The 13,783-nt window shown below is 43.9% G+C and carries 12 protein-coding genes and 1 pseudogene; 10 read left to right on the top strand and 3 right to left on the bottom strand.

Annotated elements, in window-relative coordinates:
* Positions 1-3 precede the first annotated feature (3 nt).
* The 3 genes from LNL84_RS12565 to kduD all read right to left on the bottom strand — a co-directional run bounded on the left by LNL84_RS12565 (position 4) and on the right by kduD (position 2,053).
* A complete protein-coding gene (locus LNL84_RS12565) occupies positions 4-642 on the bottom strand; it encodes an RpiB/LacA/LacB family sugar-phosphate isomerase (RefSeq protein ID WP_244357867.1) in 639 nt (212 codons plus the stop codon).
* Between the two features lie 125 nt (positions 643-767).
* Positions 768-1,274, bottom strand: a complete 507-nt coding sequence (locus LNL84_RS12560) for a YgjV family protein (RefSeq protein WP_244357865.1) — start codon at positions 1,272-1,274, stop codon at positions 768-770.
* Positions 1,275-1,291: 17 nt separating this feature from the next.
* Positions 1,292-2,053 (bottom strand): 2-dehydro-3-deoxy-D-gluconate 5-dehydrogenase KduD, encoded by a 762-nt coding sequence (kduD, locus tag LNL84_RS12555; protein WP_244357863.1) that lies wholly within the window; start codon positions 2,051-2,053, stop codon positions 1,292-1,294.
* A 248-nt stretch (positions 2,054-2,301) separates the two neighbouring features.
* Here kduD and kdgR point away from each other — a divergent pair, with 248 nt between their 5' ends.
* The 10 genes and pseudogenes from kdgR to tnpC form a co-directional block, all read left to right on the top strand.
* On the top strand, positions 2,302-3,084 hold the full coding sequence (gene kdgR / locus LNL84_RS12550) for a DNA-binding transcriptional regulator KdgR (protein WP_244357862.1): 783 nt from the start codon (positions 2,302-2,304) through the stop codon (positions 3,082-3,084).
* A gap of 298 nt (positions 3,085-3,382) precedes the next feature.
* Complete coding sequence (locus tag LNL84_RS12545; RefSeq protein WP_244357860.1) at positions 3,383-3,796, top strand: VF530 family protein; 414 nt, start codon at positions 3,383-3,385, stop codon at positions 3,794-3,796.
* 1,052 nt (positions 3,797-4,848) lie between these two features.
* Positions 4,849-5,682, top strand: a complete 834-nt coding sequence (gene kduI, locus LNL84_RS12540) for a 5-dehydro-4-deoxy-D-glucuronate isomerase (RefSeq protein WP_244357858.1) — start codon at positions 4,849-4,851, stop codon at positions 5,680-5,682.
* Positions 5,683-5,704: 22 nt separating this feature from the next.
* The gene (locus LNL84_RS12535) at positions 5,705-6,688 is read left to right on the top strand and encodes a TRAP transporter substrate-binding protein (protein WP_244357856.1); all 984 of its coding nucleotides are present in this window, start codon (positions 5,705-5,707) and stop codon (positions 6,686-6,688) included.
* Positions 6,689-6,758: 70 nt separating this feature from the next.
* Positions 6,759-7,268: a TRAP transporter small permease gene (locus LNL84_RS12530; protein WP_244357854.1), complete on the top strand. Its 510-nt coding sequence runs from the start codon at positions 6,759-6,761 to the stop codon at positions 7,266-7,268.
* Between the two features lie 6 nt (positions 7,269-7,274).
* Positions 7,275-8,582 (top strand): TRAP transporter large permease, encoded by a 1,308-nt coding sequence (locus LNL84_RS12525; RefSeq protein ID WP_244357852.1) that lies wholly within the window; start codon positions 7,275-7,277, stop codon positions 8,580-8,582.
* Between the two features lie 11 nt (positions 8,583-8,593).
* Complete coding sequence (locus LNL84_RS12520) at positions 8,594-9,373, top strand: IclR family transcriptional regulator (RefSeq protein WP_244357850.1); 780 nt, start codon at positions 8,594-8,596, stop codon at positions 9,371-9,373.
* A 1,066-nt stretch (positions 9,374-10,439) separates the two neighbouring features.
* Entirely contained in the window at positions 10,440-11,954 is a 1,515-nt protein-coding gene (gene istA, locus LNL84_RS12515; protein WP_244357848.1) for an IS21 family transposase, read from the top strand.
* Entirely contained in the window at positions 11,944-12,699 is a 756-nt protein-coding gene (gene istB, locus LNL84_RS12510) for an IS21-like element helper ATPase IstB (RefSeq protein WP_055318542.1), read from the top strand. Before istA ends, istB begins: the two co-directional genes overlap by 11 nt.
* Before the next feature lie 284 nt (positions 12,700-12,983).
* Positions 12,984-13,772: pseudogene (gene tnpC, locus LNL84_RS12505) on the top strand (IS66 family transposase); the annotation flags it as partial.
* Between the last annotated feature and the right edge of the window lie 11 nt (positions 13,773-13,783).

Genomic DNA, 13,783 nt, shown 5'->3' with positions numbered 1-13,783 from the left:
GACTTACGCTAGAATTGAGCGAACGTACTCTTCAATTTCGCTAACCTGGCAATAGTCAAAGAAACATTTCTGAAAGCGTGAGCTACCCACAGCAACTTTCACCAACTCCTGGTCGATTGCTCGTAGTGAATCCACATAGTTATCTTTCACTACGGCCGCTTTCACTTCGTTTAGAAGGGCAGCGTTGCGCTGTTGAGGCTCAGCGCGCTCTAGCGGGTAGCCCTGACCGCGCTCACCACTAAATGCTTTCTCAAACATGTAGCGAACGTTCAGCTCTCCTGCCCAGCCGAAACCTTTAGCAAAAGCAAGTGATAAAGCATTACCGTTGTTGATCTGATTAAATAGAAAAGCGTCTGATGGCTCTAAGCAATATCCACAAACGACACCAGGGTGTAAATTCAAAGACATCAATGCCCCCTGGCCTGTCCCACAGCCCGTCACAACAAAGTCTACGGCTTTCGAATTCAGCAAAATGCTCGCCATTATACCTAGATGGATATAAGTCAGATGATGATCGTTCTCATCAGTCATACCTAAATTGAAAACATCATGACCCAAACCACCAGCGACGTTATCCAACTGTTCCGCGACCATTGCGTTTTTGCCTGCCTGGCTATTTTCCATCATTAATGCAATTTTCATGTTTTCTCCTACAGCCTTGCTGCTTAATCTAAATTGTTTAAAAGGGGTTGCCTAACCGCTTATTGTTTTATTTTGGTTCCAAATGGAATGCCATTCATGTCCAAAGACGGCTTCGCACTGCACGCTCAGACCTTCAATGGCAACTGATTACGATAAAGTCGATAGATCGTGATAATATTCATCGTAATCACAGCCATTTCCAATAAAGAACCACCTATAGAACCAATGATAAGGTTGTTGCCTAACCAGCAACCAGCACCTATTAAAAATCCAATTCGAAGTGCAATTCCTTTCAACAAAAATATTGAAAATGTACCGACAATAGTGCCAGCTAAAGGTAGCATCTGATACCAGTTTTCAGCAAAGTTCGCGCCTATCACCAAGGTAGCAATAATAAATAGGCATGCAACCCAAATCGACTTGGTATAAATGGCCGCTCCGGTCCTCAGAGCAGACAGTAGCGCCCCAAGTACCGAGGTTAACGAACCTAATAACAGAAAGTGAATAAGGTGGCTTATGTTCAACAACAACATCACCCATTTAAGTTTTCTGTCATCTTTTTGATAAAAGGTTGATAGGCCCAAAGTCAAGCTAACAAAGCCAAAGGTTTGGGCAACAAAATCATCGGTCATCTAAGGTTTTTTTAGAACTAACGAGCCAACCAGCCGCCATCAACGGCGATTGTGTAGCCATTGATGTAGTCTGATGCAGAAGATGCCAGGAAGACACACGGCCCCGCAACATCCTTCGGAGTGCCCCAGCGGTCTGCTGGAATACGCTCAAGAATAGCCTTATTGCGCACGGCATCTTCACGTAAGGCTTGCGTGTTATTTGTCGCCATATATCCCGGCGCAATCGCGTTGACATTAATATTATGGCGCGCCCACTCATTTGCCATTGCACGAGTAATCCCCATAACCGCACTCTTCGATGCAGTGTAGGAAGGAACTCGAATACCTCCTTGGTAAGAAAGCATAGATGCAATATTGATGATCTTTCCGCCCGAACCTTGGGCCATAAACTGCTTAGCAACTGCTTGAGACATGAAAAATACTGTTTTAGAGTTGATGTTCATAACATCATCCCAATTCTCCTCAGAGAACTCGATAGCATCTTCACGTCGAATAATTCCGGCGTTATTAACCAAAATATCGATTTGACCGAATTCCGTTAGTGCCTGATCAATAATCGTGGGAATATTCTCTTGCTTTAGCAAATCCGCGCGAACATCCAAAAAGCTATGGCCTGATTGCTTCATCATTTCAATCGTTTCTGCTGGCTCTGATCGGTTAACACCCACCACTTTACAGCCGGCCTGTGCCAGCCCCATTGCCATGCCTTGTCCCAGGCCAGTATCACAACCAGTAACTATCGCCACTTTTCCCTGTAGATTAAATGACTCTAACATCATGTTCAGATCCTCAATTATTTTTAGGTTCGTGACGGGTTTGTATGATCCGCTCACTATGTTTAGAGCACAATAATCCAAATGAACTCATTGAGCAACTTTTTTAAAACGCCATTTCAATAATTAATAAATCAGCGTTCAGAAATGTGAGTTGCAATCAATGATTGTTCTGATTTTTTTGAAAAGGCTTTTTGAAAATAGTGATCAATGTTAATTTGTACCCATAGTCAAAAAACGAAAAAGGAACACTGATGGAGAAGTCCACTCAGCCAGAATCCGTATCATCGGTACTCAAAGTGTTTAACATATTAGAATCACTTGGTGATCAAAAAGAGATTGGTGTTTCAGAGCTTTCACAACGACTTATGATGTCTAAAGCCACCACATACCGCTTTTTACAAACGATGAAAACTCTTGGATATGTGTCTCAGCAAGGTGAAGCAGATAAATATTCTCTGACGCTAAAGCTATTTGAACTCGGTTCAAAGTCACTTGAGTGGGTGGATATGATTGCGATCGCAGAGAAAGAGATGCGCGTAATCTCAGATGAAACGAACGAAACGGTGCATCTTGGTTCCTTAGATCAAGGCTCTATTATCTATATTCACAAGATCGACTCGAGTTATTCGTTAAGAATGCACTCTCGTGTTGGCCGCCGCAATCCACTGCACACGACCGCAATAGGTAAAGTTCTGTTGGCTGAACGTGACGAAGCCATTATTCGCAAGCAATTAACGGGCACTGAGTTTATACCAAGTACAAAAAAAACAATTACAAACATAGAACAATTGCTTGAAGAACTCGCTATAGTAAAGCAACAGCACTTTGGTGAAGATAACGAAGAACAAGAGCCAGGACTACGTTGTATTGCAGCTCCCGTTTACGACCGATTTGGCAACGTGATTGCTGGTGTTTCGGTGTCTTTTCCAACCGTTCGTTTCGATGAAAATAAAAAGTCGCACTACATAAAGCTGCTACATCAAGCTGGCAAGAACATATCAGAGCAACTTGGGTTTAAGAATTACCCAGTATGAATGTTAACTCTTGATAAGTGTGGTATTCACAATTAAGAATAAAATTTAGGCCGGCGAACGCTGGCCTTTTTAGCAACAGTATGACTACTTCTAGCATTATCGGTCGCTTGATGTAAGCTCATTTCGTCACTAAGTGCAATCCGTATAAATAAAAATGAGCGACATGGTCGTTAAAAGCACTGACACTGACCGATTTATGTGGGTATGCGTTCGATACTTTGCTAGACTCCCCGCTCTATTGCGCCTGTGGTAAGTTTTGTTGAACAGGCACAGTAACTGAGTGATCGAGGAACTTGTGATGATGACAGATGAAGAAAGAATTGAACTACAACAAAATAACCCACTGCATGGCCTTAAACTAGAAACACTACTGCAAGAGCTAGTGGACTGTTATGGTTGGGATATTCTTGATACCGCCATGCGCTTTAACTGCTTCAACACCAACCCATCGATTGCAAGTAGCGTTAAATACTTAAAGAAAACGGATTGGGCAAGAGAGAAGTTAGAAAACTTTTATCTGTATCGCTTTAAGCGTATGCCTCGTGCTTCAGCAGAGGAATTTGACTTGCCACCGAGAGCTCGAACATTTCCGCATGGCCTTGAACCGAAAGAGCCTATGCCGCTCACTGTCGACTCTATTTTGAAATCTCAAGCGAAAGCAGCCTCAGCGTTTAAAAACCGCACGCCTCGTGGACGTAATTCACGCCGCTAGCAAGAGATGTTTGACAATCGAAGTGCCAATGTGGGCATGAGAGTTGCTACTTCGTTCAAGTAACAGCAGTTGTAGTGACTACTCTTGATTTAAATCGCAACGAACGCAATGTTCGCTGTTATGACTAAAGTTCAAGCTACCTTGTTAAATATTTAAGTAATATGTTTCTGGCGCCGTTGATGTCTCGGTCAACGGCGAAACCATCACCCTTGATAATCTTTGATGAACCTAGTTTTTCATCAATAGAACCATCCCAAGAGCGAGTTTAAGATGTGTGTGGCTCGTTATAGTCAACGACTTGCTTTCCGTACTTCTTAGCATACCACTTCAAGCGCAACTTAAACCCGTAGTGGTTTTAATCGAGCATATGGCGGCAAGTGTTACGGCGGATTGTTCGGATCTTTTTATCCTTTCGCGTAACCATTCCTTTTGTCTCGAATATAACGCTCGAACCACTGATCGCCTAGCGACTATATTGAATAGCTACTCCCTCCCTTACCTATCAAGCGATTTTCCGACCTAATCGATGTACATTGGCATACGATTCCAAAAGTGGATAAACAACGTCTTAATAGAGATGTGCCACCAGTACCTTGAAGTAATCTACGTCAGCTTATTATGGACGAGCTCGTGATCTTCAAGAGGCACAGGTATGTGACTGTCATTCCTGATGCTCAAACACACCAATTTCTCAGAGTTGGTTGAGAAGTGACGGACAGGGTTCGAGTTGACCAAGCCAATCACTTATAGCAGACAAACAAGCAAGGCGCCGTATAAAGAAAATGGACGAAATATCAGCGAAAGATCTCATAACGGCCACGATAGAACGGCTATCCAGTTCACACGGCATTTAAGGCTTTTCTCATAGTTATTCAACTTCCATTTTTTTGAAATGACGTTTCAATAAATGAGATTTATATCAAACATTCTACTTAGCACCTAGCTATTTTAGCGTCACCGATCACCGTTACACACATTTCATATGTGAAGCAATTTGATCATATAAGAATAAGATGTAGTATTAATTACATTAGTAACGGCTAAGGAAAGTTATGTTAACGAAGTATTCCGCAAACCCAAACGACGTAAAAAAATACTCGACAGAGCAACTGCGTAACGAGTTTCTAATTGATGAGTTATTTGAAGAGTCAAAGATCAAAGTTGCATACAGCCATATTGACCGCGCTGTAGCATTAGGTATCACTCCAACTGACAAACCATTAGTTCTTCAAGAATGGATCAATAGCAAATCGTTCGGTACAGAGTTCTTTTTAGAACGTCGTGAACTCGGGCTGGCATGCTTGTCGGGATCTGTAACGGTAAGTGTTGACGCAAAAACTTATCATTTAAACACTCTCGATGTTCTCTACATCGGACGTGGCGCAAAAGAAATTAACATCACACGAGAAGATGGCGATGCGACTGTGTATGGACTGAGTGCACCAGCCCATAAAACACTACCAACCAAAATTGTCACTCAAAAAGACGCTCGTGTAGTCGAGCTGGGATCTCTTGAAACATCGAATCAACGAGTCATCAACCAATACTTGCATCCAGACGTGATTGAGACTTGCCAGTTATGTTTGGGGATCACCCACCTAGCGCCAGGTAGTGTTTGGAACACAATGCCAGCACATACTCATGAACGTCGTATGGAAGCGTACTTGTACTTCAACATAAAACCAGAACAAGCCGTTTTCCATATGATGGGTGAACCGACTGAAACTCGTCACATTGTAGTACGCGATAAGCAACTGGTTCTGTCCCCTAGTTGGTCTATTCATTCTGGCTGCGGAACACAAAACTACAGCTTTGTATGGGGAATGTTAGGTGAAAACCAAACATTCGACGATATGGACTTTATTCCAATGGATACATTGGCTTAATTGATAATAATAGGAAATCAACATGAACAAAACTCTGAAAAAAGCACTTCTTACTACTGTCGCTGGCGCAACAGTCGCCGTATCTTCGATGACATTCGCAGCTACCGAGATCAAAGCCGCTTTCAACCAATCTGACAGCCATCCTCAATATGCAGCGTTGGCGGAGTTTGGTAAACAGCTTGAAGCCGCAACAGACGGCCGTTATAAAATCAATATCTATCCAAACGCACTTCTAGGCGATCAACGTGCTGCGCTAGAACTGGTTCAGGCTGGCGCTGTTCAAATGGCGGTTGTGGCTAACCCACTTATCGAAAACTATGACAACACATTCACAGCAATCGGGATGCCTTTTGCATATACTGGCATCGAGCACCAAGAGAAAGTATTCACCTCTGGTGTCCTAGACGAACTCTTCGCATCAACGAAGAAGTTCGGCTTCGAAGTTCTCACAGCATACACAGCTGGTTCTCGCAATATTTACACTAAGAAAGACAATGTCAAAAACGTAGCGGATATGAACGGTCGTAAAATCCGTGTAATGCAGTCCAATACAATGGTTGAAATGCTAAGTTGTATGGGTGGAACAGGGGTACCAATGAGCCAAGGCGAGGTGTACACCGCAGTTCAACAGGGCGTCCTAGATGGTGGCGAAAACAATGAGATTACCTACGCAGACATGAAGCACTATGAAGTCGCCCCATACTTCAGTAAAACCTCGCACCTGATGGTTCCAGATCTCGTCGTAGTTAGCGACGACTTCATGAACTCTTTATCCAAAGAGGACCAAGCAACCATTCGTAAATTAGCAAAAGATTCAACCTTAGATGAGTTTGCGAAATGGAATGCGAGAATCGGCGACGCACGTGCGCTGGCAGAGGAAAACGGAGCAACCTTCATCGACGTCGATGTGAAGCAATTCCAAGATAGCTGTAAGCCTCTTAAGAACAAATTGATTAAGTCGGACGCTCAAAAAGCCCTCACTAACGCAATCAACGAACTTAGCTAATCAACGTATCGGCTAACAGTCAAGGGCTAGGCATCACCTTAGCCCTTCTTCTTTAGTAAGGAAAAGTCTAGTGGAAAAGCTGTTATTCTGGACCAATACATTCAAAACGGTCCTCGACTGGGTAGTCGAGCGGGCTTGCATTGCGATCATGGCCGTCCTGACCATTCTCGTCACCTATCAAGTTGTCACCCGTTACGTATTTGATAGCCCTAGTGCCGTCAGCGAAGTTCTTTCTCGTTACATGTTCGTTTGGCTAGTGCTCATTGGGGGCGCTTATGTCTTTGGGTTAAGAGAGCATATGGCAATCAGCTACGTGCGCGATAAATTCCCCCCAAAGATCGGCATCATTGTCGACATGTTAACTGAGTGGGCGATTGCCATTTTTGCGTATATTGTCATGTGGCAAGGGGGCTACAAGGCGTCAGTTCGCCAAATGTGGCAACAAGACTCGGCATTAGAAATCCCTATGGGCGTTATCTATTCTGCCTTGCCGATCGCTGGCGCGTTAATTCTGTTCTATTTCGCTATCAATCAAGTCAAACTCATAAATAAATTTCAACAACTTAGAGTAAAAGGATAAAGTCGTATGGATGCTGCTACTCTTGCTGCGCTGATCATGTTTGGCGGCGCGGTTCTGTTACTCATTCTGGGGGCACCGATCGGTATTAGTATTGGTCTTCCTTCTTTCGCTGCTATGGTTAGTATTCTACCGCTAGCGGGCGCAACCACGACAGCTGCACAGCGTATGTTCACTGGTCTCGATAGCTTTGCACTACTTGCCATTCCATTCTTTATCCTCGCCGGTAACATTATGAATAACGGTGGGATTGCCATCAGGTTGATTAACTGTTCGCGAATTATCACTGGCTATTTCCCTGGTGCATTAGCACAAACTAACGTAGTTTCAAATATGTTATTTGGCTCAATTAGCGGGTCAGGTGTTGCTTCTGCCGCTGCAATTGGCGGCATCATGAATCCGATTCAAAAGAAAGAGGGTTACGACTCACCATTTCGCACAGCAGTGAACATCGCTTCCGCACCAACTGGGATGCTTATTCCGCCTAGTAATACGCTTATCGTGTATGCCACAGTCGCTGGCTCGGTATCGATTTCTGCACTCTTCATGGGTGGTTACCTTCCAGGCCTTCTTTGGGGCGGTGGTGTTATGCTTGTCGCCGGAATCATGGCTTATCGCCGTGGCTATATGACAAAACATACAATGTCCTCTGTAGAGCGATTGAAACTGCTAATCGATGCTCTACCAAGTTTGTCTCTCGTCGTGGTTGTTATTGGTGGTATTCTTGCTGGTATCTTCACCCCAACAGAAGCTTCAGCAATTGCGGTTGTATACTCTTTGGCTCTAGGATTTGCCTATCGAGCTTTAAAAGTAGAGCAACTTCCAGAAATTCTACTAGCTACAGCTAAATTGACCGCTATTGTCATATTTATGATTGCGGCATCTTCGGTTATGTCTTGGGTAATGGCATTTACCCAAATCCCTGGGGTCATTGCTGATACTTTGCTGTCATTGACTGATAATCCGATCATTATTCTGCTTATCATCAACATAGTATTGCTTTTTGTGGGTACATTTATGGATCCAACCCCTGCTGTACTTATCTTTACACCCATCTTTTTGCCAATTTGTATGAATCTGGGTATGGACCCTGTTCAATTTGGAATTTTGCTCGTATTTAACCTTTCACTAGGTACGATTACACCACCGGTAGGTCCAATCCTATTCACCGGCTGCAAGGTTAGCGACATAAAAATTGACCATGTGATTAAAACGTTGCTACCATTCTTTGCAGTCATCTTCTTGGTGCTCATGGCAGTTACCTATATTCCAGCAATTTCGATGACTATCCCTCAAATGATGGGTCTAGTTAAGTAAGGAGTACGTGCTTGGAAAAAGCAGTTCGGCAGGAGTACAACGCTCCTGCATTAGAAAAAGGCCTCGATATCCTGGAGCTACTCGCTAGCTCCGCAGAACCTTTGTCAAAAAAGCACATTGCTCAAATGACAGGTCGTAGTATTGGCGAAATATTCCGAGTACTCTCTGTATTGGTTCGCCGTGGATATGTCACGTTTTGCGAAGAGAGTGGCGAGTACACTTTCTCGATGCAGATGTTCACCGTCGCTAACCAATATCCTCCTCAGTTAAGGTTGTTAGATATCGCCAAACCGTTAATGAAAGAACTGAGCGAAAAGGTCAACCAATCTTGCCATATCGCTTGGTATGACAACTTAAACCTCGTTGTCGTCGCGAGAGTGGAAAGCCCGTATAAAATGGGCTTTAGTTTGAAAGTGGGTGCAAAACTTGATGTCTGTTCTTCTGGTTCTGGCATCGTGTTGCTGAGTTATAGTTCAGAACAAGAGCAGCAACATATACTGGCGCAAAGTGAAGCCACTAGCTCAGAAATCGACCACGCGCTTACATTAACAGTTCCGACTCGAAAGCAAGGTTATTTTATTGGCGCGAGCCCGCAAATTTCCGGAATTACCAATATCAGCGTCCCTATCTACATGGGCCAAAAACTTTTAGCAGTAATGACGATCCCATACGTTACGCTTGACTCAAAGGCTGTTCATCACGCTGTAGACAGTATCGAAACGACAAAAGAAGCACTAATAAGAATCTGCCAAACTATTACCAGCGAAATCACACCATGCACTTCTCCTTAAAATAAGTACACAAGAGCGCGTGCCTCTTTAACCTTCTTGATTATCGGCTTTTCCGTTAAAACGTACTTTGATTTTGCCAAAACAAAAACCCGGTTAGCTTTCAACCAGCGTAACCGGGCTTAAAAAGATTTTAATTTTGTCTTCAGACAAAATCTGTCAGAGGACAATAAACCTTGATCGGAAATTTATCTTTTCAACCGATTTATGGCCCATGAAAATTTAAAGTTTGATCATTTTTGAGGCGTATTGCATCAGTAACACCATGCGAATAACAATAAAGTTTGTTATGTATCCTTGAGAGTTTAACATCTATCTTAATGGTTAATATCTGCGGTTGTAAGGGTTAACTTAACTAAAGCATTATTCTTATAGAGGTAGTGCTTTCTTTGCTGATTGGAATCTTACAGGGGCGATGTTGCCAAACTCATTTCTGCCCCATTCGGTGTTTCAAACCATCCCAAAATCACCGTCATTCCCTTGAAAAAGGAGATCTTATCGAAGCGCAGTTAGTGGCCAAATTGGAGTACGGGCCTGACACATCTTTGCCCCATTCGGTGTTTCAAACCATCCCAAAATCACCGTCATTCCCTTGAAAAAGGGAATCTTATCGAAGCGCAGTTAGTGGTCAAATTGAAGTACGGGCCTGACGCATCTTTGCCCCATTCGGTGTTTCAAACCATCCCAAAAATCACCGTCATTCCCTTGAAAAAGGGAATCTTATCGAAGCGCAGTTAGTGGCCGAATTGGAGTACGGGCCTGACGCATCTTTGCCCCATTCGGTGTTTCAAACCATCCAAAATCACCGTCATTCCCTTGAAAAAGGGAATCTTATCGAAGCGCAGTTAGTGGCCAAATTGGAGTACGGGCCTGACACATCTTTGCCCCAAAGCTTCTTTGAATGAAACATTAGGAATGTTTCTATAAGCTATAATTCTTCAAGCACTTTATGATTCATATTTTGTTAAATTGCATCCAAAACTGATCCACTTTACCCCCTAATTTGCACCGAAAATTGATCCACATAATCTAATCTAGATCCTGCTGAGTTTACGCAGGAGTATGTGGAGTGATTGACGTGTCATTATTAAGTGTTATTCGTCGCTGGCATTTCCGCGAAGGAATGTCGCAAAGGGAAATTGCCAGACGTACTGGCCTTTCCAGAAATACTGCGAAAAAGTATTTACAAGACCGAACCATCGAACCTACTTACCCTAAACGTAATACCTTGAGTAAGCTTGATGACTTCGAAGAGCTGTTGATTTCATGGTTGAAAAGAGAAGCAAGGCGCCCAAGAAAACAGCGCAAAACGGTAAAAAACTTGTTCGAAGACCTTCTTCCTCTTGGTTACAGTGGCTCATACGACAGAGTTGCCTTATTTGTGCGTAAATGGCGAGAAGAACAAAAGCTCTCCGCTTCAAAGCAGACGTATATGCCGCTCGAATTTGCCCCTGGCGAGGCGTTTCAGTTTGATTGGGGCGAAAACTGGGCTTATATCAACGGCTGTAAAACCAAGCTGCAAGTGGCCCACTTTAAACTCAGTAACAGTCGAGCCTTCCTACTTCGTGCTTATTACACTCAAAGCCATGAGATGTTGTTCGATGCGCATAATCATGCCTTTAGAGTGTTTCAAGGCGTACCAGAACGAGGTATTTATGACAACATGAAAACCGCCGTTGATGCGGTTAAAAAAGGTAAAGAGCGCATAGTGAACCGCCGCTTTTTAGCCATGGTAAGCCACTACCTGTTTGAAGCCGACTTCTGTAATCCAGCTGCAGGTTGGGAGAAAGGACAAATAGAGAAGAATGTACGTGATGCTCGCTCCATTATCTGGCAACGCGCACCGAGGGTTCAAACGTTAGCTGAACTCAATGAATGGCTTAAAGCACAATGTATACAAGAGTGGCAAACACGTAAACATCCTCAATACAGCCATCAGACTATCGAGCAAGTATGGCTGAATGAGCGTCCCCACCTAATGAAAGTAACGGCTCCATTCGATGGATTTATCGAGCAAAGCAAACGTGTCTCTTCCACCTGCTTAGTGAACTTCGACAGAAACAAATACTCCGTACCAGCCAGCTATGCGAACCGTAGGGTGAGCCTGCATGCCTACCCAGATAAAATCGTATTACTTGCTGAAGGAGTGCAAGTGGCGGAGCATATTCGAGTATTTAATCCAAGACATGAGCCACCACACATTATCTATAACTGGCGACACTACTTGTTAGTTGCTCAGCGTAAGCCAGGCTCGATACGTAATGGTGCGCCGTTCAGCTTATTACCAGATAGCTTTAAACACTTGCAATCTATTTTGCTGGAACGCAAAGGTGGTGATAAGGAAATGGTCGAAGTACTCGCACTGGTACTGCATCACGATGAAAAACAGGTCGAGCAAGCGATAGAGATGGCGCTTGATGCTGGCACACCATCAAAGCAGCACGTCATAAACTGCTTAAGCCGACTACTTAACCCTAAACCTGTTGAGCCAGCTCCTGTATCAAAGGGACTGCGACTGGTTACTGAGCCAATCAGCGATACATCGCGCTACGATGAGTTGAGAGGTCAACGTCATGCACAATGAAGCCCTATTAAGTACATTAAAAACACTCAAACTTCACGGCATGGCCAGCAGTATTACGGAGCTTGCCTCTCAAAACTCTCCTGCGTACCAACAAGCTCAACCCATACTAGAGACCCTGCTAAAAGCGGAAGTGGCAGACCGAGAAGTACGCAGTATCGCTTACCAAATGAAAGCAGCTAAGTTCCCTGCGTATCGTGACTTATACGGTTTTGATTTTAGCGAAAGTGCAGTTGATGAGTATCTCATACGCGGCCTGCATCGTTGTGAGTTCATAAAAGACAGCCAAAACATCGTATTGGTTGGCGGCCCTGGAACAGGCAAAACTCACTTAGCCACGGCGCTAGGAGTTCAAGCAATACAGCATCACCAGATGCGTGTACGATTTTTATCGACTATCGAGTTAGTCAACACACTTGAAAAGGAAAAACAGGCGGGTCATGTGGGTCGTATGGCGAATCGACTCGTTAACTGTGATTTAGTTGTATTGGATGAACTGGGTTATGTCCCGTTTAGTCAGGCTGGCGGTACATTGTTGTTCCACCTTCTGAGCAAACTCTATGAGCGTACCAGTGTTGTAATCACCACCAATTTGAACTTCACCGAATGGTCAAAGGTGTTTGGTGACGCAAAGATGACCACAGCATTACTCGATAGACTAACTCACCACTGTCACATCATTGAAACGGGTAACGACAGTTATCGATTTAAGGAGTCAAAAAAGAAATCTAAGGAGAAAAGCAAGTAGAAATTAACCTGAAAATATGATCTAAATAGACCTACTTAGGTGGATCACTTTTGGATGCAAATGGTGGATCAGATTTAAGTGCAAATTAACATCATATTTCACAGGCAGGTATAAATAAATTGTCTCAGAGAACGATAAAATGGATAACCTCCCTGATCATAATTGTGGCAATAATACTGTATCGAGCATTGGGCGACACTTATGAGTTTATTGAGTACAACTCTAGTTATATTGGTAAGAGCTTTGAAGTAAGTCGACCTTTAGGGTATTTGTCTGGCTTAGGAGTTCAGGCGGATGAAACACCACTCAATGTCCTCAAAGAAGATAAGCAATGCTACATGTGGCTCTACTGCTCAGGCGCAGACTCGCCAGATGCCGCACTTCCCAACGTGAAAAATATTGCCTTGTACGACTATCAAAACAGTCGCGCGAGGGCGTGCCCTGTTGCCTTCTTGGGGGATTACAGTGGTTATCTTCAAACCGATGGCTATGGTGCTTATGATGAGCTTCACCAAGTGACCAATGTTGGCTGCTTGGCACATGCACGTCGCAAGTTCATGGATGCTAAGAAGCTTCAAGGTAAAGGCAAGTCAGGCAAAGCAGATAAAGCGTTGGCCAAAATCCAGAAGCTGTATGGAATAGAATCCCGCTTAAAAGGTGCGTCTGTCGAGACGCGAAAAGCAGAACGCCAACAGCACGCCAAGCCAATACTGGATGAGTTGTACGAATGGATGACGACTCAACAAGTGATAGAGTCTAGCCCGTTGGGTAAAGCGATAAAATACACGCTCGGCCAATGGCCGAAGCTCATCCGCTATATTGATGACGGTCACTTATCGATAGACAATAATCGTGCTGAACGCACAATAAAACCGCTGGTGATAAGCAGGAAAAACTGGCTCTTCTCGACCAATCCTAACGGGGCTGAAGCGAGTGCTATGCTTTACAGTATAGTCGAAACTGCAAAAGCCAACGGCCTTATCCTTTACGACTACATGGTCAAGTGCATGAAAGAGCTGGCGAAAGCGGAGCCAGATATCGATGCGCTCCTGCCTTGGAACTTCAAAAATTAGTCATATCGCCC

The organism is Vibrio gelatinilyticus (assembly GCF_022836845.1).
Classification (GTDB): Bacteria; Pseudomonadota; Gammaproteobacteria; order Enterobacterales; family Vibrionaceae; genus Vibrio; species Vibrio gelatinilyticus.
Note: the sequence above shows the minus strand (reverse complement) of the source record. Positions and strands in the feature narration are given on the sequence as shown.

Bases quoted from the DNA above. Each gene is read 5' to 3' on its own strand.
- LNL84_RS12525 (WP_244357852.1), top strand. From the start codon at position 7,275: ATGGATGCTGCTACTCTTGCTGCGCTGATCATGTTTGGCGGCGCGGTT.
- LNL84_RS12565 (WP_244357867.1), bottom strand. From the start codon at position 642: ATGAAAATTGCATTAATGATGGAAAATAGCCAGGCAGGCAAAAACGCA.
- kduD (WP_244357863.1), bottom strand. From the start codon at position 2,053: ATGATGTTAGAGTCATTTAATCTACAGGGAAAAGTGGCGATAGTTACT.
- kdgR (WP_244357862.1), top strand. From the start codon at position 2,302: ATGGAGAAGTCCACTCAGCCAGAATCCGTATCATCGGTACTCAAAGTG.
- kduI (WP_244357858.1), top strand. From the start codon at position 4,849: ATGTTAACGAAGTATTCCGCAAACCCAAACGACGTAAAAAAATACTCG.
- istB (WP_055318542.1), top strand. From the start codon at position 11,944: ATGCACAATGAAGCCCTATTAAGTACATTAAAAACACTCAAACTTCAC.
- LNL84_RS12535 (WP_244357856.1), top strand. From the start codon at position 5,705: ATGAACAAAACTCTGAAAAAAGCACTTCTTACTACTGTCGCTGGCGCA.
- LNL84_RS12545 (WP_244357860.1), top strand. From the start codon at position 3,383: ATGATGACAGATGAAGAAAGAATTGAACTACAACAAAATAACCCACTG.
- LNL84_RS12560 (WP_244357865.1), bottom strand. From the start codon at position 1,274: ATGACCGATGATTTTGTTGCCCAAACCTTTGGCTTTGTTAGCTTGACT.